The sequence below is a fragment of the Herbidospora sp. NBRC 101105 genome (genome assembly GCF_030269205.1).
Lineage (GTDB): Bacteria > Actinomycetota > Actinomycetes > Streptosporangiales > Streptosporangiaceae > Herbidospora > Herbidospora solisilvae.
This window is the reverse complement of the sequence record NZ_BSSX01000001.1, coordinates 651,919-678,677: the sequence shown is the minus strand read 5'-3', so window position 1 is coordinate 678,677 and position 26,759 is coordinate 651,919. Positions and strand designations below refer to the sequence as shown.

At 71.2% G+C, this 26,759-nt stretch carries 28 protein-coding genes and 1 riboswitch; of the genes, 12 read left to right on the top strand and 16 right to left on the bottom strand.

Translation table 11 applies throughout. The features are described from left to right. Positions 1-10 precede the first annotated feature (10 nt). The 5 genes from carB to pyrR are packed head-to-tail and all read right to left on the bottom strand — an operon-like array spanning position 11 to position 7,139. A complete protein-coding gene (gene carB / locus QSK34_RS03120) occupies positions 11-3,289 on the bottom strand; it encodes a carbamoyl-phosphate synthase large subunit (RefSeq protein ID WP_285579642.1) in 3,279 nt (1,092 codons plus the stop codon). Beyond that, positions 3,282-4,385, bottom strand: coding sequence for a glutamine-hydrolyzing carbamoyl-phosphate synthase small subunit (gene carA / locus QSK34_RS03115; protein ID WP_285579641.1), 1,104 nt, complete (start codon positions 4,383-4,385; stop codon positions 3,282-3,284). Before carA ends, carB begins: the two co-directional genes overlap by 8 nt. Beyond that, positions 4,382-5,671: a dihydroorotase gene (locus QSK34_RS03110; protein WP_285579640.1), complete on the bottom strand. Its 1,290-nt coding sequence runs from the start codon at positions 5,669-5,671 to the stop codon at positions 4,382-4,384. The genes carA and QSK34_RS03110 overlap by 4 nt, the downstream gene beginning before the upstream one ends. Then, entirely contained in the window at positions 5,668-6,582 is a 915-nt protein-coding gene (locus QSK34_RS03105; RefSeq protein WP_161480110.1) for an aspartate carbamoyltransferase catalytic subunit, read from the bottom strand. The genes QSK34_RS03110 and QSK34_RS03105 overlap by 4 nt, the downstream gene beginning before the upstream one ends. Further along, a complete protein-coding gene (gene pyrR / locus QSK34_RS03100) occupies positions 6,579-7,139 on the bottom strand; it encodes a bifunctional pyr operon transcriptional regulator/uracil phosphoribosyltransferase PyrR (RefSeq protein WP_030450383.1) in 561 nt (186 codons plus the stop codon). Before pyrR ends, QSK34_RS03105 begins: the two co-directional genes overlap by 4 nt. Positions 7,140-7,529: 390 nt before the next feature. On the opposite strand from pyrR, the gene bldD reads away from it, so the two are divergent. From bldD to QSK34_RS03080, 4 genes are all read left to right on the top strand, one after another. Then, the gene (gene bldD, locus QSK34_RS03095) at positions 7,530-8,024 is read left to right on the top strand and encodes a transcriptional regulator BldD (RefSeq protein WP_030450384.1); all 495 of its coding nucleotides are present in this window, start codon (positions 7,530-7,532) and stop codon (positions 8,022-8,024) included. Positions 8,025-8,127: 103 nt separating this feature from the next. Continuing rightward, positions 8,128-8,352 (top strand): DUF3040 domain-containing protein, encoded by a 225-nt coding sequence (locus tag QSK34_RS03090; RefSeq protein ID WP_285579637.1) that lies wholly within the window; start codon positions 8,128-8,130, stop codon positions 8,350-8,352. A gap of 37 nt (positions 8,353-8,389) precedes the next feature. Beyond that, a complete protein-coding gene (locus tag QSK34_RS03085; RefSeq protein ID WP_285579635.1) occupies positions 8,390-9,613 on the top strand; it encodes an arginine deiminase in 1,224 nt (407 codons plus the stop codon). A gap of 6 nt (positions 9,614-9,619) precedes the next feature. Then, a complete protein-coding gene (locus QSK34_RS03080; protein ID WP_285579633.1) occupies positions 9,620-10,495 on the top strand; it encodes a universal stress protein in 876 nt (291 codons plus the stop codon). Here QSK34_RS03080 and QSK34_RS03075 read toward each other — a convergent pair. The 4 genes from QSK34_RS03075 to QSK34_RS03060 all read right to left on the bottom strand — a co-directional run bounded on the left by QSK34_RS03075 (position 10,492) and on the right by QSK34_RS03060 (position 13,320). Beyond that, positions 10,492-11,055: an NADPH-dependent FMN reductase gene (locus QSK34_RS03075; protein WP_285579631.1), complete on the bottom strand. Its 564-nt coding sequence runs from the start codon at positions 11,053-11,055 to the stop codon at positions 10,492-10,494. The two genes, QSK34_RS03080 and QSK34_RS03075, sit on opposite strands and share 4 nt — an antisense overlap. 128 nt (positions 11,056-11,183) lie before the next feature. Then, complete coding sequence (locus QSK34_RS03070; RefSeq protein WP_285579628.1) at positions 11,184-11,606, bottom strand: winged helix-turn-helix transcriptional regulator; 423 nt, start codon at positions 11,604-11,606, stop codon at positions 11,184-11,186. Between the two features lie 128 nt (positions 11,607-11,734). After that, positions 11,735-12,196, bottom strand: coding sequence for an SAV_6107 family HEPN domain-containing protein (locus tag QSK34_RS03065; protein WP_034382613.1), 462 nt, complete (start codon positions 12,194-12,196; stop codon positions 11,735-11,737). A gap of 350 nt (positions 12,197-12,546) precedes the next feature. Next, positions 12,547-13,320, bottom strand: a complete 774-nt coding sequence (locus tag QSK34_RS03060) for a L,D-transpeptidase family protein (RefSeq protein WP_285579624.1) — start codon at positions 13,318-13,320, stop codon at positions 12,547-12,549. A gap of 132 nt (positions 13,321-13,452) precedes the next feature. On the opposite strand from QSK34_RS03060, the gene QSK34_RS03055 reads away from it, so the two are divergent. The 3 genes from QSK34_RS03055 (at position 13,453) to QSK34_RS03045 (ending at position 14,720) form a co-directional block, all read left to right on the top strand. Next, positions 13,453-13,929, top strand: coding sequence for a YbaK/EbsC family protein (locus QSK34_RS03055; protein WP_161480116.1), 477 nt, complete (start codon positions 13,453-13,455; stop codon positions 13,927-13,929). Between the two features lie 18 nt (positions 13,930-13,947). Then, on the top strand, positions 13,948-14,502 hold the full coding sequence (locus tag QSK34_RS03050; protein ID WP_030450393.1) for a GNAT family N-acetyltransferase: 555 nt from the start codon (positions 13,948-13,950) through the stop codon (positions 14,500-14,502). Positions 14,503-14,588: 86 nt separating this feature from the next. Then, positions 14,589-14,720 carry a hypothetical protein gene (locus tag QSK34_RS03045; protein ID WP_268903265.1) on the top strand — a complete coding sequence of 44 codons (132 nt, stop codon included), beginning with the start codon at positions 14,589-14,591 and terminating at the stop codon, positions 14,718-14,720. A gap of 49 nt (positions 14,721-14,769) precedes the next feature. On the opposite strand, the gene metF is transcribed toward QSK34_RS03045, so the two are convergent. Continuing rightward, positions 14,770-15,690 carry a methylenetetrahydrofolate reductase [NAD(P)H] gene (gene metF, locus QSK34_RS03040; RefSeq protein WP_285579615.1) on the bottom strand — a complete coding sequence of 307 codons (921 nt, stop codon included), beginning with the start codon at positions 15,688-15,690 and terminating at the stop codon, positions 14,770-14,772. Between the two features lie 129 nt (positions 15,691-15,819). On the opposite strand from metF, the gene QSK34_RS03035 reads away from it, so the two are divergent. Next, on the top strand, positions 15,820-16,887 hold the full coding sequence (locus tag QSK34_RS03035) for a polyprenyl synthetase family protein (protein ID WP_285579613.1): 1,068 nt from the start codon (positions 15,820-15,822) through the stop codon (positions 16,885-16,887). Here the strand turns inward: QSK34_RS03035 and thiE are convergent. The 3 genes from thiE to QSK34_RS03020 are packed head-to-tail and all read right to left on the bottom strand — an operon-like array spanning position 16,884 to position 19,140. After that, positions 16,884-17,528, bottom strand: a complete 645-nt coding sequence (thiE, locus tag QSK34_RS03030; protein ID WP_285579611.1) for a thiamine phosphate synthase — start codon at positions 17,526-17,528, stop codon at positions 16,884-16,886. The genes QSK34_RS03035 and thiE overlap by 4 nt on opposite strands. A 24-nt stretch (positions 17,529-17,552) precedes the next feature. Further along, the gene (locus QSK34_RS03025; protein ID WP_030450397.1) at positions 17,553-17,927 is read right to left on the bottom strand and encodes an Rv2175c family DNA-binding protein; all 375 of its coding nucleotides are present in this window, start codon (positions 17,925-17,927) and stop codon (positions 17,553-17,555) included. A 43-nt stretch (positions 17,928-17,970) separates the two neighbouring features. Beyond that, positions 17,971-19,140 (bottom strand): NAD(P)/FAD-dependent oxidoreductase, encoded by a 1,170-nt coding sequence (locus tag QSK34_RS03020; protein WP_285579608.1) that lies wholly within the window; start codon positions 19,138-19,140, stop codon positions 17,971-17,973. 124 nt (positions 19,141-19,264) lie between these two features. Next, positions 19,265-19,379, top strand: a riboswitch (TPP riboswitch). On the opposite strand from QSK34_RS03020, the gene thiO reads away from it, so the two are divergent. The 4 genes from thiO to pknB all read left to right on the top strand — a co-directional run bounded on the left by thiO (position 19,369) and on the right by pknB (position 23,393). Continuing rightward, the gene (thiO, locus tag QSK34_RS03015; RefSeq protein WP_285579606.1) at positions 19,369-20,415 is read left to right on the top strand and encodes a glycine oxidase ThiO; all 1,047 of its coding nucleotides are present in this window, start codon (positions 19,369-19,371) and stop codon (positions 20,413-20,415) included. (Overlaps the previous riboswitch by 11 nt.) Then, the gene (thiS, locus tag QSK34_RS03010) at positions 20,416-20,616 is read left to right on the top strand and encodes a sulfur carrier protein ThiS (RefSeq protein ID WP_161480123.1); all 201 of its coding nucleotides are present in this window, start codon (positions 20,416-20,418) and stop codon (positions 20,614-20,616) included. Between the two features lie 5 nt (positions 20,617-20,621). Further along, the gene (locus QSK34_RS03005; RefSeq protein ID WP_030450401.1) at positions 20,622-21,392 is read left to right on the top strand and encodes a thiazole synthase; all 771 of its coding nucleotides are present in this window, start codon (positions 20,622-20,624) and stop codon (positions 21,390-21,392) included. 72 nt (positions 21,393-21,464) lie between these two features. Beyond that, entirely contained in the window at positions 21,465-23,393 is a 1,929-nt protein-coding gene (pknB, locus tag QSK34_RS03000) for a Stk1 family PASTA domain-containing Ser/Thr kinase (protein ID WP_285579602.1), read from the top strand. Here the strand turns inward: pknB and alc are convergent. Genes alc through QSK34_RS02985 form a run of 3 tightly spaced genes read right to left on the bottom strand, consistent with a single transcriptional unit; the run spans position 23,390 to position 26,756 of the window. Further along, positions 23,390-24,331, bottom strand: a complete 942-nt coding sequence (alc, locus tag QSK34_RS02995; protein ID WP_285579600.1) for an allantoicase — start codon at positions 24,329-24,331, stop codon at positions 23,390-23,392. The two genes, pknB and alc, sit on opposite strands and share 4 nt — an antisense overlap. Continuing rightward, on the bottom strand, positions 24,328-25,608 hold the full coding sequence (gene allB / locus QSK34_RS02990) for an allantoinase AllB (protein ID WP_285579598.1): 1,281 nt from the start codon (positions 25,606-25,608) through the stop codon (positions 24,328-24,330). Before allB ends, alc begins: the two co-directional genes overlap by 4 nt. Further along, the gene (locus QSK34_RS02985; protein WP_285579596.1) at positions 25,605-26,756 is read right to left on the bottom strand and encodes a glycerate kinase; all 1,152 of its coding nucleotides are present in this window, start codon (positions 26,754-26,756) and stop codon (positions 25,605-25,607) included. The genes allB and QSK34_RS02985 overlap by 4 nt, the downstream gene beginning before the upstream one ends. Between the last annotated feature and the right edge of the window lie 3 nt (positions 26,757-26,759).

Here is a 26,759-nt window from a genome sequence, read left to right as displayed (position 1 = left end):
TACTCCCTTGTCAGCCCCTGAGGCGCTGAGCGTGCTCCTGCAGCGAGCGCACGCCCACGTCGCCGCGGACGATGTGCTGGATGCCCTGCACCGCGGCGGCCAGACCCTGGACCGTCGTGATGCAGGCGATTCCGCGCAGCACGGCGGCGGTGCGGATCTCGTAGCCGTCGAGCCGCGGCCCCGACTGGCCGGGGCTGCCGAAGGGCGTGTTCACGATGAGGTCCACCTCCCCGTCGAGGATGCGCCGCACGATCGTCGGCTCGCCGTCGGCGCCCGGACCGTCGCTCTGCTTTCGCACGATCTTGGCATGGACGCCGTTACGGCGCAGCACCTCGGCCGTACCCTCCGTCGCCAGGATCTCGAAGCCGAGCTCGGCCAGCGCCTTGACCGGGAAGATCATCGCCCGCTTGTCCTTGTTGGCGACCGACACGAACGCCCTGCCCTTGGTGGGCAGGCCGCCGTAGGCCGCCTGCTGCGACTTGGCGTAGGCCGAGCCGAACCCGGCGTCCACGCCCATGACCTCGCCGGTCGAGCGCATCTCGGGGCCGAGCACGATGTCGACGCCGCGGAACCGGTCGAACGGCAGCACCGCCTCCTTGACCGCGATCGGCGAGTCCATCGGCAGGGTGCCGCCGTCGCCGGAGGCGGGCAGCATGCCCTCCTCGCGCAGGCCGGCGATGGTGGCGCCCATCATCACCCGGGCCGCCGCCTTGGCCAGCGGCACCGCGGTGGCCTTGGAGACGAACGGGATGGTCCGGCTGGCCCGGGGGTTGGCCTCCAGGACGTACAGGACGTTGGCCGCCATGGCGTACTGGACGTTCAGCAGGCCGCGCACGCCCACGCCGCGGGCGATGGCCTCGGTGGCGGTCCGGATGCGCTTGATGTCGAAGCTCCCGAGGGTGATCGGGGGCAGCGCGCAGGCCGAGTCGCCGGAGTGGATGCCGGCCTCCTCGATGTGCTCCATGACGCCGCCGAGGTAGAGCTCCTCGCCGTCGTACAGGGCGTCGACGTCGATCTCGATGGCGTCGTCGAGGAACTTGTCGATGAGCACCGGGTGGTCGGTCGCGGCCTTGCCCATGTACGTCGTGAGCGTGTCGTCGTCGTACACGATGGCCATGCCGGCGCCGCCCAGGACGTAGCTGGGCCGCACGAGCACCGGGTAGCCGATCTCCTCGGCGATGGTGCGGGCCTCGTCCACCGACAGGGCGGTGCCGTGGCGCGGGGCGGGCAGGCCCGCCTCGGCCAGCACCCGGCCGAACGCGCCGCGCTCCTCGGCGAGGTGGATGCTCTCGGGCGGCGTGCCGACGACCGGCACCCCGGCGTCCTTGAGCGCCTGGGCCAGGCCCAGCGGGGTCTGGCCGCCGAGCTGCACGATGACGCCCGCGACGGGACCGGTGGCCTGCTCGGCGTGCACGACCTCCAGCACGTCCTCCAGGGTGAGCGGCTCGAAGTAGAGCCGGTCGGAGGTGTCGTAGTCGGTCGAGACGGTCTCGGGGTTGCAGTTGACCATGACGGTCTCGAACCCGGCCGCGGCCAGCTCGAAGGAGGCGTGCACGCACGCGTAGTCGAACTCGATGCCCTGCCCGATGCGGTTCGGCCCGCTCCCGAGGATGATCACCTTGGGCCGGTCGCCCGACGGGACCTCGGTCTCCTCGTCGTAGGTGGAGTAGAGGTAGGGGGTCTTGGCCGCGAACTCCGCCGCGCAGGTGTCGACCGTGTTGTAGACCGGCCGCAGCCCGAGGGCGTGCCGCAGGTCGCGGACCCGGACCTCGTCGAGGCCGAGGATCTCGCCGATCTGGACGTCGGAGAAGCCGTGCTCCTTGGCCTTCTTCAGCGTGGGCCCGTCGAACTCCGTGATGCTCTCGGCGACCTCGTGGATCAGGAAGAGCTGGTCGAGGAACCACGGGTCGACCTTGGTGGCGTCGTGGAGCTCCTCGATCGTGGCCCCGGCGCGGATGGCCTGCTGGATGGTCCGCAGGCGGCCGTCGTGCGGGATCCGCATCTTGGCGATCAGGGACTCCTTGGAGGCGACGGGACCCGTCCAGGAGAACTGGGAGTCCTTCTTCTCCAGGGAGCGCAGCGCCTTCTGCAGCGCCTCGGGGAAGGAGCGGCCGATGGCCATCGCCTCGCCGACCGACTTCATGTGGGTGGTGAGGGTCTGGTCGGCCCCGGCGAACTTCTCGAACGCGAACCTCGGCACCTTGACGACCACGTAGTCGAGCGACGGCTCGAAGGAGGCCGGGGTCTCCTTGGTGATGTCGTTGGGCACCTCGTCGAGCGTGTAGCCGACGGCCAGCTTCGCGGCGATCTTGGCGATCGGGAAGCCGGTGGCCTTGGACGCCAGCGCCGACGACCGGGAGACGCGCGGGTTCATCTCGATGACGATCATGCGGCCCGTGGCGGGGTCGACGGCGAACTGGATGTTGCAGCCGCCGGTGTCGACGCCGACCTCGCGGATGACCGCGATGGCGACGTCGCGCATGTTCTGGTATTCGCGGTCGGTCAGCGTCATCGCGGGCGCGACGGTGACCGAGTCGCCGGTGTGCACGCCCATCGGGTCGATGTTCTCGATGGAGCAGACGATGACGACGTTGTCGGCCCGGTCGCGCATCACCTCCAGCTCGAACTCCTTCCAGCCGAGGATCGACTCCTCGAGAAGGACCTCGGTGGTCGGCGAGGCGTCGAGCCCGGCCCCCGCGATGCGCCGCAGGTCGGCCTCGTCGTGGGCGAACCCGGACCCGGCGCCGCCCATCGTGAACGACGGCCGGACCACCACGGGGTAGCCCAGTTTCTCGGCGCCCGCCAGGCACTCGTCCATGGTGTGGCAGATGACGCTGCGGGCCGACTCGGCGTTGAGACCGTGTTCCTCGGCGACCTTGGCGACGATCGTCTTGAACTTCTCGCGGTTCTCGCCGGCCTGGATGGCGTCGAAGTTGGCGCCGATGAGCTCGACGTCGTAGCGGGTCAGCACGCCGCTCTCGTGGAGGGCGACGGCCGCGTTGAGGGCGGTCTGGCCGCCCAGGGTGGGCAGCAGCGCGTCGGGGCGCTCCTTCGCGATGATCTTCTCGATGATGTCCGGGGTGATCGGCTCGACGTACGTGGCGTCGGCGAACTCGGGGTCGGTCATGATCGTGGCCGGGTTGGAGTTGACCAGGATCACCCGGTAGCCCTCGGCGCGCAGCACGCGGCAGGCCTGGGTGCCCGAGTAGTCGAACTCGCAGGCCTGCCCGATCACGATCGGCCCGGAGCCGATCACCATGATCGACTGGATATCCGTCCGCTTAGGCACCCATGACCTCACAGAACTCGTCGAACAGGTAGGCCGCGTCGTGGGGTCCGGCGGCCGCCTCGGGGTGGTACTGCACGCTGAACACCGGCCGGTCGAGCAGCCGCAGGCCCTCGACGCAGTCGTCGTTCAGGTTGACGTGGCTGACTTCGGCCCGCCCGTAGGGGGTGTCGAAGGGGCCGTCGAGCGGGGCGTCGACGGCGAAGCCGTGGTTGTGGGCGCTGATCTCGACCTTGCCGGTCCGCCGGTCCTGGACCGGCTGGTTGACGCCGCGGTGGCCGTAGCGGAGCTTGTAGGTCCCGAGCCCCAGCGCGCGGCCGAGGATCTGGTTGCCGAAGCAGATGCCGAAGAACGGCTTCCCGGCGTCGAGCACGCCCCGCAGCGCGGCGACGGCGTGGTCGGCGGCCCCGGGGTCGCCGGGCCCGTTGGAGAAGAACACCCCGTCGGGGTCGAGGGCGAGGATCTCCTCGGCCGTCGCCGTGGCCGGGAGCACGTGCACCTCGCAGCCGCGCTCGGCCATGCGGTGGGGCGTCATGCCCTTGATGCCGAGGTCGACGGCGGCGACGGTGAACCGCTTCTCGCCGATCGCCGGGACCACGTAGGCCTCGGTCGTCGCGACCTCGGCCGCGAGGTCGGCTCCGGTCATCTCGGGGCTGCGCCGCACCTTCTCGACCAGGTCCGGTACGGGGGGCAGCGCGTCGCCCGAGAAGATGCCGGCCCGCATGGCGCCCCGCTCGCGCAGGTGGCGGGTGAGGGCGCGGGTGCCGCGCATGGCGATCCCGACCACGCCCTGCTCACGCAGGTAGTCGTCGAGCGACCGGTTGGCGCGCCAGCTGGAGTGGACGCGGGCGGGTTCGCGGACGACGTACCCGGCGACCCAGACGCGGCCCGACTCGGGGTCTTCGTCGTTGACGCCGGTGTTTCCGATGTGCGGCGCGGTCATCGCGACGATCTGTCGGTGGTAGGAGGGGTCGGTGAGGGTCTCCTGGTAACCGGTCATGCCGGTGTTGAAGACCATCTCCCCGAACGTCTCCCCGACGGCGCCGTAGGGCACCCCCTCGAAGACACGGCCGTCTTCCAGAACCAAGAGCGCGGTCATACCAGTTTCCCATCCAGAACAGTGGGGCGGCCCCGCAGGAGGGTCGCGACGACGCGGCCCGGCAGGGTGAGGCCCTCATAGGGCGTGTTGCGGCTGCGGGACACCATCGCCGTCGGGTCGACCGGGGTGCGGACCGCCGGGTCGTACAGGGTGATGTTCGCGGGCGCGCCCACCTCGAGCGGCAGGCCCTGGCCCGAGAGGCGGCCGATGCGCGCGGGGCGGACCGACATGCGGTCGGCGACGCCGGCCCAGTCGAGCAGGCCGGTCTCGACCATGGCCTCCTGGACGACGCTGAGCGCCGTCTCCAGGCCGATCATGCCCATGGCCGCCGCGGCCCACTCGGTCTCCTTGTCCTCAACCGGGTGGGGCGCGTGGTCGGTCGCGACGCAGTCGATCGTGCCGTCGGCGAGGGCCTCGCGCAGGGCGGTCACGTCCTCGTGCGTGCGCAGCGGCGGGTTGACCTTGTAGATCGGGTTGTACGGCCCGACCGGCGACGCCTCGGCGCAGGAGTCGGTCAGCAGCAGGTGGTGGGGGGTGACCTCGGCGGTCACGTTCCAGCCCTTGGACTTGGCCCACCGGATGATCTCGACCGAACCCGCGGTCGACACGTGGCAGACGTGCAGCCGCGACCCGACGTGGGCGGCCAGCAGGCAGTCACGCGCGATGATCGCCTCCTCGGCGACCGCCGGCCATCCGGTGAGCCCGAGCCGCCCCGAGACCTCGCCCTCGTTGAGCTGCGCGCCCTCGGTCAGGCGCGGCTCCTGGGCGTGCTGGGCCACCACCCCGTCGAAGGCCTTCACGTATTCCAGCGCCCGGCGCATCAGCACGGCGTCGCTGACGCACTTGCCGTCGTCGGAGAACACCCGCACGCGGGCCTGGGAGTCGGCCATCGCGCCGAGCTCGGCCAGGTGCTTGCCCTCCAGGCCGCTGGTCACCGCCCCGACGGGGTGGACGTCGCAGTGGCCGGCCTCCTGGCCGCGCCGCCAGACCTGCTCGACCACGCCGGCCGTGTCGGCGACGGGCGAGGTGTTGGCCATCGCGTGGACGGCGGTGAAGCCGCCCATGGCGGCGGCGCGGGTGCCGGTCTCGACGGTCTCGGCGTCTTCGCGGCCGGGCTCGCGCAGGTGGGTGTGGAGGTCGACGAGGCCCGGCAGGGCGATGAGCCCGTCGGCCTCGATGACGGTGTCGCCGCCGAGCCCGGCGCCGATCTCGGAGATCAGCCCGTTCGCGATGAGGATGTCGCGGGGCTCGCCGCCCAGGATGCGGGCGTTCCTGATCACGATCACTGGTTCTCGCCTCCGATGAGCAGGTAGAGCGCGGCCATCCGCACGGTCACCCCGTTGCCGACCTGCTCGACGATGGTCGAGCGGGGGGAGTCGGCCACCTCGGCGGAGATCTCCATGCCGCGGTTCATCGGCCCGGGGTGCATCACGATCGCGTCGTCGTGGAGCTTGGCGAAGCGGTCGCGGTCGAGGCCGTAGCGGCGGCTGTACTCGCGCGCGCTGGGGAAGTAGGCCGCGTTCATGCGTTCGAGCTGCACGCGCAGCATCATCACGACGTCGGCCTTGGGCAGGACGGCGTCGAGGTCGTAGGACACCTGGCACGGCCAGCGCTCCACCGAGACCGGCAGCAGCGTCGGCGGCGCGACCAGGGTCACCTCGGCGCCGAGGGTCGACAGCAGCAGCACGTTGGACCGTGCGACCCTGCTGTGCAGGACGTCGCCCACGATGGCGACCTTGAGGCCCTCCAGGCGGCCCAGGCGCTGCCGCATCGAGAAGGCGTCGAGGAGCGCCTGGGTGGGGTGCTCGTGGGTGCCGTCGCCGGCGTTCAGCACGCTGCCGCGCACCCAGTTGGCGAGCCGGTGGGGCGCGCCGGAGGCGCCGTGGCGGATGACCACGGCGTCGGCGCCCATGGCCTCCAGGGTCAGCGCGGTGTCCTTGAGCGACTCGCCCTTGGACACGCTCGACCCCTTCGCCGAGAAGTTGATCACGTCGGCCGACAGGCGCTTGGCGGCGGCCTCGAACGAGATCCGGGTCCGGGTGGAGTCCTCGAAGAAGAGGTTGACGACGGTCCGGCCGCGCAGGGTCGGCAGCTTCTTGATGGAGCGCTCGGAGACGCGGGCCAGCTCCTCGGCGGTGTCGAGGATGAGCAGGGCCTCGTCGCGGGAGAGGTCTCCGGCGGAGATCAGGTGCTTCACCTGTCGGCTCCCTTCAGCAGCTCGACGGCGTCGCGGCCGTCGATCTCGGAGAGCAGGACCTTGACCTTCTCGCTCTTGGCGGTCGGCAGGTTCTTGCCGACGTAGTCGGCGCGGATGGGCAGCTCGCGGTGGCCCCGGTCGACCAGGGTGGCGAGCTGCACGGCCTTCGGGCGGCCGATGTCGCCCAGCGCGTCGAGGGCGGCCCTGACCGTACGGCCGGAGAAGAGCACGTCGTCGACCAGGACGACGGTCCGGCCGTCGATCCCCCCGGCCGGGACGTCGGTCTTCCCGAGGGGCCGGGCCGGGCCGAGGCGGAGGTCGTCGCGGTACATGGTGATGTCGATCGAGCCGACCGGGACCTTCACGCCCTCGAACTGGGCCACGCGCTCGGCCAGGCGATGGGCGAGGGTGGCGCCGCGGGTGGGGATGCCGAGAAGGACGACGTCGGAGGCGCCGCGGGTCCGTTCGAGGATCTCGTGGGCTATCCGGGTGAGGGCCCGGTGGATGTCCGGCCCTTCGAGCACTGCCCTGGCGACCTGATTTTGGGCATGCGTCATCGGAAAGTTCACCGCCTTTCCCGCCTCACGGGACGGGTCTTAAAAGGGTGTCTGGCCACCGAAACCCTACCAGGCCCCCTACCGCTGCCAGCAGGGACGGGTCCCATGGCAGGTAGGAGGCCGACCGGCACGGAGCGCCCGAAATCCGAAGGATGCTCGGTTCTCGCCGAGAGCACGGTTTCGCCATCTTTTCCCAATCGACTTGACCTTTGACTGTGACGGCTTTACCGTCACTGTCCGTAACCACAACTCTCGACCTTCCTGGGTAAAACCCGACGCAACGGTCACCGTTGGTACCTGCCCCCAGGTGCCGCACCCGGTGAACCGGGCATACGGGACGTGGGCACACAATCAAGTAAGAACAGACATAGAAAGCCGGGGGCCCAAACGATGCCGTCTGACTACGCCAAGTCGCTTGGCGCGCGGCTGCGCGCGATCCGAACACAGCAGGGGTTGTCGCTGCACGGGGTGGAGGAGAAGTCCCGCGGTCGCTGGAAGGCCGTCGTGGTGGGCTCCTACGAGCGTGGCGACCGTGCGGTGACCGTGCAGAAGCTCGCCGAACTGGCCGATTTCTACGGGGTGCCGGTGTCCGAGCTGCTTCCCGGGGGCACCGCGCCCTCCCCGCTGCTGCCCACGCCGAAGCTCGTGATCGACCTTGAGCGTCTTGGCCAGTTGCCGAAGGACAAGGCCGGCCCGCTTGCCCGCTACGCGCAGACGATCCAGTCGCAGCGTGGTGACTACAACGGCAAGGTGCTGAGCATCCGCCAGGAGGACCTGCGCTCCCTGGCCGTCATCTACGACCGGTCCCCGGCCGAGCTGACGGAGGAGTTCATCGCCTGGGGCGTGCTCGACGCCGAGGCCCGCCGCGCCGTCGAGTCGTTCTGACTCTGCGATCACCCCTTCCGCGAGCCGGGGTGATCGCGCTGGCCATTTCGGACAAACAACGCTAAAACTTCCTTCACGGTTTCCCCAAGTGGAGGAAGATCACATGAGGCTGTCCCGGGCCGAGCGGCGTGCTCTCGACGAGATCGCGCGGCACTTCCGCCGGAGCGACCCCCAGCTCGCCCAGGACCTCGCCGAACACGGCAGCGGCGCCCCCGCGGAGCGGGAGGTCCCCATCCTCCCCGCCTTCATGACCGGCCGTCCCGCCATGGCCGTGGCCGGAATCGTGCTGATTACCGCGTTTTTGATGCCCCTTATGGCGATCAACTAGCGTTTGACCAGATTTGGTGCCGGGCAGGTCGCCGAGCATGACGTTCACCGTCGCCTCCGAGGTCGGGCGCCTGCACCACGTGCTGCTGCACGCCCCTGACCTGGCGCTGAAGCGGCTCACCCCCACCAACATGGCCGATCTGCTCTTCGACGACGTGCTCTGGGTCGCGCGGGCCGTCGAGGAGCACGAGGAGTTCCAGCGGGTCCTGCGCGAGCGCGGCGTGCGGGTCACCCTGCTGCACGACCTGCTGCGCGAGACCGCCGAGATCCCCGAGGCCCGCAAGCACATCCTCGACGGCAGCGTGGAGGAGCGGTTCTACGGCCCGATGGCGGCCGACGCGATCCGCAACACCCTCGACTCCCTGTCGGCCGCCGACCTGGCCTCCCACCTGACCGGGGGGCTGACCAGACGCGAGGCCCTCGACCTCGGCTGCGACCCCAAGTCGCTGTTCTTCCACTCCCTCGACCTCGACGACTTCGTCCTGCCGCCGCTGCCCAACCACCTCTACACGCGCGACACGTCGTGCTGGATCTACGACGGCGTCTCGGTCAACGCCATGCGCAAACGGGCCCGGCGCCGCGAGACGGTCAACATGGAGGCGGTCTACCGTTTCCACCCGATGTTCGCCGAGGAGCGGTTCGGGGTCTGGTATCCCGGCACGTCCATGGCGCCCGCCACGATCGAGGGCGGCGACGTCCTGGTGCTCGGGCGGGGGGCCGTGCTGGTCGGGATGAGCGAGCGCACCCAGCCGCAGGCGATCGAGATGCTCGCCAAGAACCTGTTCGCGGCCGGTTCGGCCTCCGTGATCGTGGCCCTGCGGCTGCCGCAGGCGCGCGCGTTCATGCACCTCGACACGGTGATGACCAACGTGGACGTCGGGGTGTTCACCAAGTACGCGGGGCTGGGCATGCTGCCGTCGTACACGATCGAACCCGGCGACACCGAGAAGGAGCTGAAGGTCACCGACCACGCGCCCGAGGACATGCACCGCGCCATCGCCCGCGCCATCGGCCTCGACGACATCCGGGTGCTGACCCCGACCCAGGACGTGCACGCCGCCGAGCGCGAGCAGTGGGACGACGGCTGCAACGTGCTGGCCGTCGAACCCGGCGTGGTCATCGGCTACGAGCGCAACACGACCACGAACAACTTCCTGCGCGCCAGCGGCGTCGAGGTCGTCACGATCAGGGGCAGCGAACTGGGCCGCGGCCGGGGCGGCCCGCGCTGCATGAGCTGCCCGCTGCTGCGCGACGGGATCTGAGCCGGCGTGAACATCGTCACCGGCTTCGTCCCCGACTCTGGGGGCCACGACGCCCTGGCGCTGGCGGGCGTCTTCGCGCGCACGCTCAACGGCCATGTGAGGGTGGCGGTCGTGCGCCCGGCGGTGTGGGAGACGCCCGGCCCGGCGAAGGCCGACGCCGAGTGGCGGGCCTATCTGCTGTCACGGGAGTCGGCGGCCCTGAGCCTGGCCGAGCAGGCCGCGCGGGAGGCCGGCCTGGACGACGCCGAGGTGGTCTCCACCGTGCACCGCAGCGCGGGCCTGGGGCTCAACCGGCTGTCGGCGCAGGAGACCTGCGACCTGATCGTCATCGGCTCGGCCCCCCACGGCCCCGGCCGCCGGATCGCCGTCGGCAGCACCGCCGACCAGCTCCTGCACAGCAGCCACACCCCCGTGTGCCTCGCCCCGCGGGGCTACGCGGCCGATCCCCCGGCCGCCCTGGACCGCATCACGTTCGGCTACGACAAGTCCCCCGCCTGCGAGGCCGCCCTGCTGCTGGCGATCAGGGCGGCCGGGACGCTGCAGCTCCCCCTCCGCCTGATCACCGTGCTGCCGACCGCCCCCCAGGTGCCCGAAGAGGTCCTGGAGCAGGTCCGCGCCCGCTACGAACACGCCCTGCGCGCGGCGGTCCGCAGCCCCCGCCGCACGGCCGCCCTCCCCCGGGGCGTCACCACCGAGGTGCTGACCGCCCCGGACGCCTCCGAGGCGCTGGCAGGGACCGACTGGACGCCGGGCGAGCTGCTGGTCTGCGGGTCGAGCTCGGTCGGCCCCCTGCGCCGCGTGTTCGTCGGCGACATGTCGCTGAAGGTCCTCCGGGCCGCCCCCTGCCCGGTGGTGGTCCTCCCCCGCGCGGCGACCAGCTAGCTCGCCTCGCGGAGCGGCGCCAGCGCCCGGCTCCAGGCGACGACCTCGTCGAGCATGGTGGTCAGCGTCGCGACCTGGTAGTCGCTCGGGTTCAGCTTGGTGAAGTCGACGAAGTCGGTGAACATCGACAGCGCCACGTTGGTCCGCACGTCGGCGAGCTTGAGCTCCCCGCCGATCAGCCGCAGGTGCTCGGCCGCCCGCGCCCCGCCCACGCTCCCGTAGGAGACGACGCCGAACGCCTTGTTGTTCCACTCGGCGAACAGGTAGTCGATGGCGTTCTTCAGCACGCCCGAGGTCGAGTGGTTGTACTCGGGTGTCACCATGACGAAGCCGTCGTAGGAGGCGATCTTCGCCGCCCACGCCTTGGTGTGGTCGTTCTTGTACTGGCCCATCAGCGGGGAGATGGGCTCGTCGAAATGCGGGAGCGGGTAGTCGAGCAGGTCGATGATCTCGAACGTGGCGTCGGTGCGCTGGGACGCGTGTTCGTACACCCATCGGGCGACCTGCTCGCCGTTGCGGCCGGGCCGGGTGCTGCCGAGGATGATGCCGATGCGGGTCATGGGGAGAGGTCCTCTCGCCGAAGGCAGCGATCATGCTCGCCACCTGCTCAGTAACTGATGAGTACTGAGTACACGGCGGTAACCGGTAACTTCAACTAAACCCGGTCACACCCGGTTGACCGACCCTGTCATTCGAGCTCGTCGTCGAGGTGGCCGGCGGCGGCGTCGAACGCGCGGCGGTTGGCGACGATCGTGTTCTGGTTGTCGGCGGCCCACTGGGCGAGGCCGATGACGGGGGCGGTGAGGGTGTGGCCGAACGGCGTGACCTCATATTCGACCCGGGGCGGTATCTCGGGGTAGATGGTGCGCTTGACGATGCCGTCGCGTTCGAGGTTGCGCAGCGTCAGGGTGAGCATCCGGCGGGAGATGCCCGGGGTGGTGTGGAGCAGCTCGGTGAAGCGCATCGACCCGGTGTCGAGCAGCCCGATCAGGATGAGGCTCCACTTGTCGCCGATCCGGTCGAGCACGGAACGGAAGACGTCGGGGTCGTGTTCGAGGCACAACTTCCCCATGGAACGCATGACACGGTCGGCCTCGACCTCATGAGACATGGCGAAAACTCCCGCGGTCGCTTTTTCGGTCACCGAACCTTACTTGAGGTGCGAAGTGGTAACCGACCAGCTCGAACCACGGCGGCGTGCGTCCGGATGCGGCGGGGAAACGCATCCGGACGCCTGCGCTATCCCGCCATGGGCAGGGTCTCCTGGGTGGTCACGCCGAGGGTGGACTCGATGATGGTCACGAACGCCGTCGCCTCGGCGATGAGCTCCTCCGCGTCGTGGACGCTCACCAGGTGGACCAGCCCGGCCTCGGCCGCGGCGCGCTTCTTGGCGCTGACGGCGAAGTAGGCGGCCCACTGGGACAGTTCGGGCTGGACTTCGGGAAGGAGCTCCCACGCGCTGCGCAGACGGCGGCGACGGCCGTCGATCGGCTGGGGACGGGCGGCGAGGATGGCCGCGGCCGAGCGGAGGGCGGCGAGGTGGGCGTGGATGTAGCGGTCGGCCGGGTTGCCCGCCTGTGCCGCGTCGGCGAGGCAGGCGCGTGCGTCGGTGAGATGCGCGAGGACGGTCCGCGACACCTTGGGCCCGCTGGCGGGCCCGGTCGGGGCGGCCCCGTGGCCGTTCTGCTGCGGTCCGGTCATGGTGGTTCGGCCTCCTAAACGAGTGGCCACCGGCGGTCTCGTCGCCGGTCAGGGTCAACAGTCGCAGACCCCACCGACATTTCCGCCGGATCGGGCGGCCGGACGAGGAGCTTCCCCTCTCCCCGTCCGGCCCGAAGCTGTGGGGCCGCGACACCCGCCCTTCCGCCGATGGCCGGCGCCCGGACCCACGCGGTGAGAGCGAGCCGCGAGTCTCGCTCCCACCTTCATCGAACATAGTTTCGACCAACATCAAAGTCAAGAAACTTCGAAAGCCCGTTCGATCAATCGGTGGCCGCGTACGGAAAAGGAAAAGGCCCCGCCGAGGGGCGGGGCCTTTCGAAAAGCAGGTGTCAGCGCCGGAACTTCCCGCGCACGTGCACCGGCACGCCCTTGCCCAGCAGGCCGGGGAGGACCTCCGCCACGTGCATCGGGAGGCGCACGCAGCCGTGGGAGGCCGGGTAGAGGGGGACCGACAACGCGCCGTGGAAGGCGATGCCGCCGTTGAAGAAGATCGGGTTGTAGAGCTGGCCCAGGTAGGACTTGTGCCAGCCGTCGCGCCGCCAGGTCGTCTTGAAGTTCCCCGTCGGGGTGCGGGCGTCGCCGGTGAACTTCTGGCGGGTGCCGTTCCAGGTCGCGTACTCCACGTAGGGGATGCCGCTGCCGCTGGAGATGTGCGAGATCAGCGTGATCCGGCCCTTGACGTACAGGACCAGGATCTGGGTCGTCAGGTTGACCTCGGCGCGGGTCGGCCTGCCGTTCGGGACCAGCACCTTCGGGAGCTTGGGGTTCTCCAGGGCGCGCCAGGTCTTCGACGCGACGGTGCTGGTCGGCTTGATGCCGTTGACCTTCTGGAAGGCCCAGACGGCCGACTGCGTGGCGCCGCCGTAGCGCCCGTCGATCTTGCCGGGCAGGTAGCCCAGTTCCTTCAGGCGCGTCTGCAGGCTCTTGACGACGCCGCCCTTCGCGCCGATCTTCAGCGTCTTGCCGGGTGAGACCCAGCCGGGAGCCGCCTGTACGGTCTGCTGCGCGGCCACCGGCGCCGCCACGGCCGGTGGTGATATCGCCAGCACGGCCCCCGCCGTGACCACAGCGGCGGCGACAGCCAGGTGCTGCCGAACCCCCATTGCTACCAACCCCTCCAAAAGTGCACAAGCTCGGGTCAAAGGACCATAACCCAAGGGTCGATTGGTCCAAGTGGGAGGCATGGTGTCGTTATCAACACGCCATGTCCCATCCGATCTGTTTAGAGTTGGCGCGTGCCAGAAAAGTTGCCGCCGAGCGCTGTCCATATCGCCGGAATCCTCCGCGCCCACGGGGCCACGGGAGAGGTCGTGCTCCTGGAGGACGCGGCGCCGACCGCCGCGACGGCCGCCGCCCAGCTCGGGTGTGAGGTCGGCGCGATCGCCAACAGTCTCGTGTTCGACGCCGACGGCGCCCCGCTGCTGGTGCTGACCAGCGGCGCCCACCGCGTCGACACCGGCCTGGTCGCCTCGCTGCTCGGGGTGGCGAAGGTACGCCGGGCCAGCCCCGAGTTCGTGCGCGAGCACACCGGGCACCCCATCGGCGGGGTGGCGCCCATCGGGCACCCGGCCCCGGTGCGCACCGTCGTCGACACCTGGCTCGGCAAGCACCCCGTCGTCTGGGCCGCCGCCGGTCACCCCCACACGGTCTTCCCGACGACGTTCGACGAGCTCGTCGCCCTGACCGGGGGTACACCCGCCGACGTGGCGTGATCGGTTAGGGTGCGGAGGATGATCGAGATGCGCCGGGTGGGGCCCGAGAGCTTCACCTCGGAACTGCGCACGGTCCTGGGCATCTACACCGCCGCCATGCGCCCGCCGCCCGACCAGTTGTCGGGGCGGCTGGCCATAATGCGCAACCACACCACCTATCCGGCCTTCGCCGGGGTGCTGGCCACGACCGAGCACGGGGAGATCGCCGGGTTCGCCTACGGCTTCCACGGCGCCCACGGCCAGTGGTGGCACGACGTGGTCAAACGGGCCCTGTTCGAACGCGCGGGCCCCCTGGTGGCCGACGACTGGTTCGGCGACGCGCTGGAGCTGGCCGAGATCCACGTCCACCCCGACCACCAGAGCAAGGGCATCGGCCGCCGCATGATCCACACGATGTGCGCGGGGCGTCCGGAACGCACGGCCGTGCTCTCGACCCACGACGCCCCGACGGCGGCCCGCCACCTCTACGCGAGCCTCGGCTTCTACGACCTGATGACGGCCTTCGCCTTCCCTGGCGGCTCGGAGCTCTACGCCATCGCCGGCGCCCGCCTCCCCCTCGCGCCGCCCGCCTAGAGACGTTCCGCAGTGATCCTCAAGACACTTGCAAGATCGCTTTGGCAGCGTGGAGGTGACTGGTCCACCTCACCCAAGGGGTTCACATGAGCGATTTCGCCTCCTCCGCCCGACAGCTCGACGAAAGCGAGCTCGCCGAGATCACCGGCGGCCACGCCCCCGACTACAACTGGGCGGAGTGGGACTGGCGCGACGCCGTGATGTGCGCTCTGCCGTAGTCATGCGAAAGGCGGGGCCGTCCGGGTGGACGGCCCCGCCTTTTCCGTCTCAGACCACCGGGACGGCCGGCATCAGCGCCTGGTAGACCTCGCGCGTCGCGTTCGACCGGTTGAACGTGATGAAGTGGATGCCCGGAGCGCCCTCGTCGAGCAGGCGGCGGCACAACTCCACGCCGTGCTCGATGCCGAGCCGGTAGACGGCGTCGGGGTCGTCCTTGACCCGCTCGAAGCGCTCGGCGACCTTCGCCGGGAACGGCGCCCCGGAGAGCTGCTCGGAGCGGGCGATCGTGGCGAACCTGGTGACCGGCATGATGCCGGGGATGATCGGCGTGTCACAGCCCGACGCCGCGACCCGGTCGCGCAGCCGCAGGTAGTCGTCGGCCTCGAAGAACATCTGGGTGATCGCGTAGTCGGCGCCGGCCCGGCACTTGCGCACGAAGTAGTCGACGTCGGACTCGATCGACGGCGACCGGGGGTGCTTGTAGGGGAACGCCGCCACCCCCACGCAGAACTCACCCGACTGACGGATCAGCCGGACCAGGTCTTCGGCGTAGTGGACGCCCTCCGGATGGGCGATCCACTCGCCCATCGGGTCGCCGGGCGGGTCGCCCCGGACGGCCAGGATGTTGCGCACGCCCGCGTCGGCGAAGCGGCCGATGAGGTGGCGCAGCTCGCGCACCGAGTGGTTGACGGCGGTGAAGTGGGCGACCGGCGTCAGCGTCGTGCTGTGGGCGATGCGTTCGACGATGTCGACGGTCCGGTCACGGGTGGAGCCGCCCGCGCCGTAGGTGACCGAGACGAAGGTCGGCTTCAGCGACTCCAGTTCCCGGATCACCCGCCAGAGCTGACGTTCCGCCTCGGGTGTCTTGGGCGGCATGAACTCGAACGAGAACGACCGCTCGCCCGCCGCGAGCAGTTCCCTCACGGTGGCGACACGGTCGGGAAAGCGTGAGGGGAGACCCAGAGCCATGCGGCCAAGGTTACTAGTCCCGCCGGAAAGTCGGCGGAAACCGTCTTACCGGATGATCAAATCTCGGCTCACCCGTCACAAACACCCCGCCAGATGAACGAATCGATCACCTGCAGATACCCTCATTACATGACAAATGCCACCGCGCCTTTGGACTTCATCCGTCCCGAGGTCGACCAGGCCCTCCAGCGCTTCGTCGACCGCCGCCGGGCGGCCTTCGACGATCCCGACCTGGCGGCCGTGTTGGGCGCGGTGCGCGACTTCCTGGTGGGGGGCAAGCGGCTGCGGCCGGCCTTCTGCTACTGGGGCTGGCGGGCCGCCGGAGGCGCCGACGACCCCGGCGTGATCTCCGCCGCGTCGGCGCTGGAGCTGCTCCAGGCCAGCGCGCTCGTCCACGACGACGTGATGGACTCCAGCGACATGCGGCGCGGCATGCCCTCGGCGCACCGGCGCTTCGAGAAGCTGCACGTCGACTCCGGGTGGCACGGGTCGGCGGTGCAGTTCGGGGAGGGCGCGGCGATCCTGGTCGGGAACCTGCTCCTCATCTGGTCGGGCGAGTTGTGGCGGACCTCCGGCCTGCCCGCCGAGAGCCTCGCGGCGGCGCAGCCCGTCTTCGACCACATGCTGACCGAGCTGATGAACGGCCAGTACCTCGACCTGCTGGCGCAGGCCCACGGCGAGAACTCCTTCGAGAGCGCGCGGCGGGTGGCCCTGTTCAAGAGCGGCAAGTACTCCGTCGAGCACCCGCTGCGCCTGGGCATGATCCTGGCGGCCCAGTCGCGCGAGCCGTGGATCGACCAGGTCTGCGCCGGCTACGGGCAGAACGTCGGCATCGCCTTCCAGCTGCGCGACGACGTCCTGGGCGTCTTCGGCGACCCGGCCGAGACCGGCAAGCCCGCGGGCGACGACCTCCGCGAGGGCAAGCGCACGATGCTCATCGCGCGCACCCTGGAGCTGGCCTCCCCCGCCCAGGCCCGTTCGGTACGCGCCCTCGTCGGCGACCCCAAGCTCGACGAGGAGGGCGTGGACACCCTCCGAGGCGTCATCGAGGACACCGGCGCCCTCGCCTCGGCCGAGGAGCTCATCACGACGTACGTGAAGGAGGCCGTGGCCGTCCTGGACGCGGCCCCCATCGAGGCGGAGGCCCGCGAGGCGCTCAAGGCGCTGGCCATCGCGGCGACCACCCGCCGCAACTAGGCCCGCAGGCGGCGGGCGAACTCCCCTGCGGCGGCCTTGGGGTCGGCGGCCTCGGTGATGGCGCGCACGACCACGACCCGCGTCGCCCCCTGGGCCAGCACCTCGTCGAGGTTGCCCAGGTCGATGCCGCCGATGGCGAACCACGGGCGGTCGGAGGGCACACCCGAGGCGTGCGCGAGGAGGGGCAGGCCCGGCGCCGGGCGTCCCGGCTTCGTCGGGGTCGGCCAGGTGGGCCCGCAGCAGTAGTAGTCGACGCCCGGCTCGGTGGAGGCGGCCGTGGCCTCGACGGCGGAGTGGGTCGAGCGGCCGATCAGCATGCCGGCGCCGACGATCTCCCGGGCCAGCGGCACCGGCAGGTCGTCCTGCCCCAGGTGGAGCACGTCGGCCCGCGCCGCGTAGGCGATGTCCGCGCGGTCGTTGACCGCCAGCAGCGCGCCGTGCCGGTCACAGGCCGCGCGGAACACCTCGAGCAGGGAGAGCTCCTCCCGGGCCTCCAGGCCCTTCTCCCGGAGCTGGACGATGTCCACCCCGCCGGAGAGCGCCGCGTCGAGGAACTCGACCAGGTCGCCGCGCTCCCGGCGGCCGTCGGTGCACAGATAGAGGCGTGAGTCGGCGAGTCTGCGCCGGGAGGAGTCGGTCACCCGACCCACGATGTCATGGGACGGCTAGAACCCGAGCGCCTGGGCCCTGCGCTTCACCTCGGTGTGGCGGCCGGCCTTGATGGCGTCGATCGGGGCGCCGGGCAGCGACTCGTCGGGGGTGAACAACCACCGGATCGACTCGACCTCGCTGTAGCCCGCGTCGGCGAGCACGGTCAGCGTGCCGGGGAGGCCCTTGATGACGTCGTCTCCGGCGATGAAGACCGCCGGGATCTGGGGCTCGCCACCGCCTCTGCGGGCGCCCACGAGCTTCTTGTCCTTGATGAGCTGCTTCGCCCTGCCGATGCTGAGCTGGAGCTTCTTCGCGACTTCCGAGAGAGGGAGCCACTCCCCCACGAGCTGGTCGGTGTCTCGGTCGATCTGCGCAACTGTAAGCGTCACGAATCCACCATTACCACACGTCCGCCACCATGAAACACCCGGTTTACGCCACGGTGCAGTCTCGAAGGGTAACGCTTGGGTCGGCGAGGCGGGCGGCGTCGAGCCTTTGCCGTCCTTCGACGAGACGTCGGCCTTGCACCAGATCGCGCGGTCTGTCGACGGTGAGGATCGCGGTCAGCCGGTGGTCGTGGGTGAGCCAGCAGGCGGCCCACTTGGCGTCGGTCTCGGGGTCGCCGCGCAGCACCAGGCGGGCGCCGTGGTGGTGGCCGGCGTACTGGACCATGCGGCCGAACTGCTCGGACCAGAAGTAGGGCACCGGGTCGTAGACGGCGTTCTCGCCCATCAGGGTCGCGGCGGCGACGTCGGGGGCGCCCAGGGCGGTGTCCCAGTGTTCGACGCGCATGCGGCGGCCGAAGCGGCGGCTGTACCAGTTGGCGCAGTCGCCGACGGCGACGACGTTGGGCACGAAGCTGCGCAGGTGCTCGTCGACCAGGACGCCGTTGTCGAGCTCCACGCCGGAGCCGTCGAGCCAGGCGACGTTGGGGCGCACGCCCACGCCGGTGACCACGACGTCGGCCTCGATGCGGCCGCCGTCCATCAGGGTCAGGCCGTCGGGGTCGACGGTTCCCACGGGGGCGTCGAGGACGAGCTCGACGCCGGCCTCGGCGTACCAGGGGATCATGAAGCGGCCGATCGGCAGCGCCGCCGCGACCGGGGCGTCGGCGGCCTCGACGACCGTGACGCGGCAGCCCGCGCGGGCCGCCGCCGTGGCCACCTCGGCGCCGATCCAGCCCGCGCCGACGACGGCCACGCGGGCGCCCTCGACCAGCGTCTCGCGCAGGGCCAGGGCGTCGTCGATGGTGCGCAGGACGTGCTGGTGGCCCTCGCCGCGCAGCCGGACGGGCGTGGCGCCGGTCGCGACGACCAGGCCGTCGAAGGCGAGTTCGCCGTCGGTGGTCGACAGGACGCCGTCGTGGAGGCCCTTGGCGGCGGTGCCGAGCATGAGGCGGACGTCGAGCGCCTCCAGGTCGGAGTCGACCACCGTGGAGTCGGCGTCGCCGAGGAGGACCGCCTTCGACAGGGGCGGGCGGTCGTAGGGGCGATGGGGTTCCTCGCCGATGAGGGTGATCCGGCCCTGGTACCCGTGGGCCCGCAAAGCCTCGACACTCCGGACACCGGCCAGGCCGGCGCCCACCACCACGACGTGATCCACGAGTAGACCCTAGATTGCCGACGGGCCCACCCGCCAATGGAGATTCGGTAACGAATTGAGTAAGTAGCTCGCACAGCGCGGCTATTCCGTGTTGTGCGAATCAGATCAATTCGCATTACTCTGGACAAAGACGCGCGGGAGTCCGGCTGACCGGGCTGAGAGGGGAACTCCACAGGTTCCCGACCGCTATCGAACCTGATCCGGATCATGCCGGCGAAGGGAGCGCGGATGAACGCTTCAGACGTGTTCGTGATCGGCGGCGGCATCGCCGGCCTGTCGATCGCCTGGCGGGCCGCCACGCGGGGCCTCACCGTCACCCTGGCCGACCCCGACCCGGGGTCGCAGGCGACCCGTGCCTCCGCCGGCATGCTGGCGCCCGTCAGCGAGGTCACCTACACCGAGGAGCCGCTGCTGCGGCTCGGCCTCGCCTCGCTCGAACGCTGGCCCGCCTTCGCGGGCGAGCTGGAGGCCGCCGGCGGGATCCCCGTCGACCTGCGCGGCGACGGGACCGTCGAGGTCGCCTACGACGCCGACGACCTGGCCCAGCTCGACGAGCTGGCCGCGTTCGAGGAGAAGCTCGGGCTGCGCGTGGAGCGGCTGACCGGGCGGCAGTGCCGCCAGGCCGAGCCGATGCTCTCGCCCAACGTCCGGGGCGGCCTGCTGGCCCGCGACGACCTGTGGGTGAACCCGCGGCGGGTGGCCCAGGCGCTGCAGCAGGCGTTCCAGAACGCGGGCGGCCGGCTCGTCAGGGAGCGCGTCACCACGCTGGAGGGCCTGCCGGCCGACCACGTCGTGGTCGCGGCCGGGGCCTGGTCGCCGAGCCTCCTGCCCGGCCTGCCGATCCGGCCGGTCAAGGGGCAGATCCTGCGGCTGCGCGGCCCGCGCGGCCTCCTGGGCACGTGTGTACGCGGCACGGTCCGCGGCTCCGAGGTCTACCTGGTCCCCCGCGACGACGGCGAGATCGTGGTCGGCGCGACGATGGAGGAACTCGGGTTCGACACCCGGGTGACCGCCGGCGGGGTCTACGAGCTGCTGCGGGACGCCCGCGAGATCGTGCCGGGCATCACCGAGCTCGAACTGGCCGAGACGTTCGCCGGGCTGCGGCCCGGCACCCCCGACAACCTCCCCTACGTCGGCAGGCACGGCGACGTGTGGGTGGCGGCCGGTCACCACCGGGCGGGCGTGCTGCTCGCCCCGCTGACGGCCGACGCCGTCGTGGCCGGCCTCTTCGGCGAAGCCGATCTCATGCCCGAATGCACTCCGGCGAGGATCTAGATGCGCATCACCATCAACGGCGACCCCCACGACCTCGACGACGGGGCGACGGTCACGAAAGCCGTGCACAGACTGACGGCCCAGGCCACCGGGATCGCGGTGGCCGTCAACGACGAGGTGGTCAGCCGGGGCGCCTGGGACGCGACCGTGCTGGCCGACGGCGACCGGGTCGAAGTGCTCACCGCGGTCCAGGGAGGCTGAAGGACATGGACGATCCCCTGCTGATCGGCGGCGAGGAGTTCGGCTCGCGGCTCATCATGGGCACCGGCGGCGCGCCGTCGCTGGAGGTGCTCGACCGGGCCCTGGTGGCCTCGGGCACCGAGCTGACCACGGTCGCGATGCGCCGGCTCGACCCGGCCGCCCGAGGGTCGGTGCTCGACGTGCTGCGCGAGCGCGCCATCAAGGTGCTGCCGAACACCGCCGGGTGTTTCACGGCGGGCGAGGCGGTGCTGACCGCGCGGCTCGCCCGGGAGGCGCTCAATACCAATTGGGTAAAGCTCGAAGTCATCGCCGACGAGCGGACGCTGCTGCCCGACCCGATCGAGACGTTCGACGCGGCGGAGCGGCTGGTGGCCGACGGGTTCGTGGTCCTCCCCTACATCGGCGACGACCCGATCCTGGCCCGGCGGCTGGAGCAGGCGGGGTGCGCGGCCGTCATGCCGCTCGGGTCGCCGATCGGGTCGGGGCTGGGCATCCGAAACCCCCACAACATCGAGCTCATCGTCGAATCCGCGCAGGTGCCGGTGATCCTGGACGCCGGGATCGGCACCGCGAGCGACGCCGCGCTGGCCATGGAACTGGGCTGTTCAGCGGTGCTGCTGGCCACGGCGGTCACCCGGGCGCAGAAGCCCGACCTGATGGCGGCGGCGATGCGCGGCGCCGTCGAGGCGGGGCGGCGGGCGTTTCTGGCGGGCCGAATTCCGCGGCGGCGATATGCTGAGGCGTCCTCGCCGGGGCGACCGTTCCAAGACGGGTAAACCTTCCTGTTTCGGTCTCGGTTTGGGATTCCTGCACTCAGCACGTGGCAAATCACCCGTAAACTCGAGGCCGTGGACACGACGCTTTCCGATCCGCTCGTCGGGCATACGCTCGACGGGCGTTACCGCGTCGAGTCCCGGATCGCCCGGGGCGGCATGGCGTCCGTCTATCTGGCTCTGGACGTCCGGCTCGACCGCATGGTCGCGATCAAGGTGATGCACCGGTCGCTGGCGGAGGACCCGCAGTTCGTCCGGCGTTTCATCGGCGAGGCCAAGTCGGTCGCCTCGTTGTCGCATCCCAACATCGTGCACGTCTTCGACCAGGGCACCGACGGCGACCACGTCTACCTCTCGATGGAGTACTTCCCGGGCAAGACGCTGCGGGCGGTGCTCGACGAGCGGGGGCCGCTGGCGCCGCGCGAGGCGCTGGAGATCATGATCCCGGTGCTGGCGGCGCTCGGCAGCGCCCACCAGGCCGGGCTGATCCACCGCGACGTGAAGCCCGAGAACGTGCTGATGACCGAAGACGGCCGGGTCAAGGTCGTCGACTTCGGGCTCGTGCGGGCCATCGAGGGCGGCAACCAGACCCGCTCCGGCGTGATGATCGGCACGGTCGGCTACATGGCCCCCGAGCAGGTCACCACCGGCCAGGCCGACGTCCGCGCCGACGTCTACGCCGCCGGGATCATGCTGTTCGAGCTGCTCACCGGGCGTCAGCCGTTCGGCGGCGAGAGCCCGGTGTCGGTCGCCTACCGCCACGTCCACGAGTCGGTGCCCGCGCCGTCGTCGTTCTCCTACGACATCCCGCCCGCGCTCGACGCGCTGGTGGCCGCGGCGACCGCCAAAGACCCGGCCGACCGGCCGCACGACGCCAACGCGATGCTGGTGGCGGCCGTCGAGGTGCACCGCACCCTCCCCGCCGCCACGACCGGCCGCCACTCGGCGGTCCGGCCGGCCCAGGCCGAGCAGGCCTTCCACTCCGGCTCCTACGCGACCGGCTCCCAGACGATGATCCAGCCCGCCATCCAGATCCCGCCGACCACGCCCCCGAGGCCGCGGCGCGGGTTCCGGGTCAACTGGGGCATCGTCGTGCTGGCCCTGGTGATGGTCGGCGGCATCGCGTTCAGCGGGTGGTATTTCACGGCGCCGCGCACCGCGATCGTGCCCGACCTGGTGCAGCGCAACGTCGAGGCGGCCCGTCAGCTCGCCGAGAGCAACGGCTTCACCATCAAGATCGCCGAAGGCCGCTACGACGCCAAGGTGCCCAAGGACATGGTGCTGGAGACCAGCCCGGTCAAGGGCGTCGAGGCCGAGCGCGGCTCGGTCATCACGATCATCGCCTCCCGCGGCCCCGAGATGGTGACCGTGCCGAAGGTCGAGGGCAAGACCGAGGCCGACGCCCGCGTGGCGATCTCCGACGCCGGGCTGAACGTCTCCCGCGTCCGCCGCACCCCGAGCGACACCATCGCGCGCGGCCTGGTGATCAAGACCGACCCCGTCGTCGGCAAGAAGGTCGAGAAGGGCTCCAACGTCATCCTCGCCGTCAGCATGGGCCTGCTGCTGCCCGACGTGGTCAACATGCCGCGCGACCAGGCCGAGGCGCTGATGCGTGAGAACGGCTACGACCCGAGCTGCATCAACGAGGTCGTCGACGACACCCAGCAGGGCACCGTCATCGCCCAGGAGCCGATCGCCGGCGCCGAGGTCGACAAGGGCGCCCGGGTCTGCCTGACCGTCTCGCGCGGCCCCGACACCGGCTGGAAGTGGCCCTGGGAGCAGGACCCGTCGGTCGCCGCGCCCGACTTCGTGCCCGTCCCCGACGTGCGGTTCAAGGACGTCAACGAGGCCAAGCGCGAGTTAGAGGCGGCCGGTTTCCGGGTGCAGGTCCACAAGCTGTTCTCCCGGGGCCGTCCCGGCGGCGACGGCGCGGGCAAGCGCGTGCGCGGCCAGAACCCGCTCGGCCAGGTGCCCGCGGGCAGCACGATCAATCTCTGGTACTAGCCCAGCAGATCGCCTAGCAGGCGTAGCCGGGCCAGGCCTCCGTCGGGGTAGATGTCGCACTTCACGTGGGTGACCGGGCGGTCGCCGTCGAGGCGGAAGCGGTGCTGGGCGTCGGGCTGGAGGCGGGTCTTGCCGAGGAGGCTGAACCAGTCGCCGTCGCCGTCGCGGCCCGACAGCGACACCCAGCCGGGGGCGTTGAAGACCAGGTGGGTGGTGTCGATCTCGGCGACGGCGACCGTGCCGCGCCCGGCCAGGCGGACCACCAGCCAGTCGTTGCCGTCGTCGCGGCGGCGCGCGGTCTCCCAGCCTTCGGCCTGGTGGCGGGCCAGGCCCGGGGCGATGACGTTGTTGGGCGAGCTGTAGAACTGGTTGGAGCAGTCGATCACCCGGGCGCCGTTGGCGAGCGCGGCCAGGTCGATCGTGAGGCCGTGCAGGAAGCGGGGGTCGGGCACGACCTCGCCGTGCACCCGGAACCGGGCCACTCCCCCGTCGGGGTAGATGTTGAGCCGCACGTGCGTGTAGCGGCCGGGGTCGTCGACGGCGAACTCGTGCTCGCGGTCGCCGCCCAGCGGGCTCCTGGGCAGGATCTGGGTCCAGCCGGTCAGCTCGTCGTGGGCCGCAGGCTCGTCGGCGGCGCAGGCGTCGACCGAGGCGTAGGGCGGGTAGTTGCCCTTGAACCAGGCGGTGTCGATCACCAGCCCGTGGATCACGCCGGGCAGGCCGAGCCGGACGATCGCCCAGTCGTGCCCGGGGGTGCGCCGGCGGCGGGTCTCCCAGCCGTCGTAGATCTGGCCCTTGGCGCCGAAGTCGTGGGTGTGGAACTGGGCGGGGTGCGGCAGGATCAGCGCCTGGCGTTCGGCGAACGCCTCGTCGTTGGCGGCGATCACCGAGCCGCCGTTGCCGCGCAGGGCGAGGTCGGGCAGGTGGCGGAAGGTCATCGGGCACCTCTCGTCAGGAACCGGCCGTGGCCGGGCGTCTCACCGCGGAGCCAGGTCTGCTGTACGACCCCCCGCAGCGTCCGCCCCTGGTAGGCGGTCACCGGGTTCTTGTGGGCCAGGTCCCCCGCCTCGACGACGAAGGCCGCGCCGGGGTCGAAGGCCACGAGGTCGGCGTCCGCCCCCACCTCGATCCGGCCCTTGTACGCCAATCCGGCGAAGTCGGCGGGCCCGCGCGCCATCCACCGGACGACGTCCTCCAGCGAGAAGCCGCGCGCCGACGCCTCGGTCCAGACGACGGGCAGGCCGAGCTGGAGCGAGGAGATGCCGCCCCAGGCCATGGCGAAGTCGCCGGGGCTCTTCATGTCGGCCGGGCACGGGGAGTGGTCGGAGACGACGCCCATGAGCGTGCCGTCGGCCAGCCCGGCCCAGAGCGCGTCGCGGTTGGCCGCCTCGCGGATCGGCGGGCAGCACTTGAACGCGGTGCCGGTGACCTCCTCGGCGCTGAGGGTCAGGTAGTGGGGGCAGGTCTCGGCGGTGATCCGCACGCCCTGGGACCGGGCCGCGCGCAGCACCGGGATCGCGTCGCCGGCCGAGACGTGCACGATGTGCGCCCGCGCGCCCGTCTCGCGGGCCACCGCGATGACCGTCTCGATGGCCCTGACCTCGGCGTCCTGGGTTCGCGAGCCGAGGAACTCGGCATAGGAGGGGCCGGTGGGCTCGGTGAGCGTCCAGGGGTCCTCGGCGTGTACGATCAGCAGGCCGTCGAAGCGGGCCAGTTCGCGCAGCGCCAGGGTGAGGCCGTCGCCGTCGAGGGCGGGGAACTCGTCGACGCCCGACGGGGACAGGAAGCACTTCACGCCGAACACCCCGGCGTCCCAGAGGGGACGCAGGTCGCCGAGGTTGCCGGGGATCGCGCCGCCCCAGAAGCCGACGTCGACCGCGATCTGGCCCCGGGCGGCCTTCTTCTTGATCTCCAGGTTGGGCACGGTCGTGGTCGGCGGCAGCGAGTTCAGCGGCATGTCGACCACGGTGGTCACGCCTCCGGCCGCCGCCGCCCGGGTGGCCGTGGCGAAGCCCTCCCAGTGGGTGCGGCCGGGCTCGTTGACGTGGACGTGCGTGTCGACCAGTCCGGGCAGCAGCGCGACGTCACCGAGGTCGAGGCCGCCGCCGGCGTCGTACGGCCGCAGCCCCGCGATCCGCCCGTCGACGACGTCGACGCCGAGCGGCCGTACCCCTTCGGGGGTCACCACCCGGCGTGACCGCACCAGAACCGTCACAGATGCTCCTTCACCACACTCGCCACGAGCCGCTCCAGCAGCGGCCCGGCCTGGGCCATGCAGATCTCGGGGTCGGGCTCGACGTCGGTGAGCGCGTACGCGGCCTCGATCCCGGCCTTGCGCAGGTCGTCGGCGGACACGGTGCGCCGTCCGCAGACCGCGACCACGGGCACGCCGTGCCGCATGGCCGCGTTGGCGACGCCGACGGGGGCCTTGCCGCGCAGCGACTGCTCGTCGAGGGAGCCCTCGCCGGTGATGACCAGGCGCGCGCCCTCGACGTGGGTCTCGAAGTCGAGCAGGCCGAGCAGGTAGGCGATTCCGGGCCGGATGGCCGCGTTCAGGAACGCGAGCGCGGCGAAGCCGACGCCGCCGGCCGCCCCGGCGCCGGGCTGCCCGGCCACGCCCATCGCGCGGACGACCCCGTCGTGCTCGACCGAGCCGGTCAGGCCGTGGGTGTGGGCGGCAACGGCGGCGAGCCGGGCCAGGCCGGACTCCAGGAGCCTGACCTGGTCGGCGTCCGCACCCTTCTGCGGGGCGTAGACGGCCGCCGCGCCGTGCGGGCCGAGCAGCGGGTTGTCGACGTCGGAGGCGACGACGTACTCGGCGGTCCCGGCGTCGAAGCCGGACAGGTCGATCGTGGCCAGATCCACGAGGGCGCCGCCACCGAGGGGAAGTTCCGCGCCGGAGGCGTCGAGGAAACGCGCGCCCAGGGCGCGGGCCAGGCCGGTGCCGCCGTCGGTGCAGGCGCTCCCGCCCAGGCCGAGCACGATCGTGGTGGCCCCGCCCCGCAGGGCGTGCGCGATCAGTTCGCCGGTGCCGTAGCTGGTGGCGGTCAGCGGTTCGAGCCCTCCGGGCAGGCGGCGCAGCCCGGACGCCTCGGCCATCTCGACGACGGCGGTCTGGCCCCTGACCGCGTACGAGGCCCGGACCGGTTGTCCCGTCGGGCCGGTCACCTCCACCTCGACGCGGGTGAAACCGCAGGCCGCGACCGCGTCGACGGTGCCGTCGCCGCCGTCGGCGACGGGCAGCAGCACGACCGGCACGTCGCCGAGCCCGGCGGCGACGTGGCGGGCGACCTCGGGGGCGGTCAGCGAGCCCTTGAACTTGTCCGGTGCGATGACGACGTGGCCGACGCTGTGATCCTTCATGCC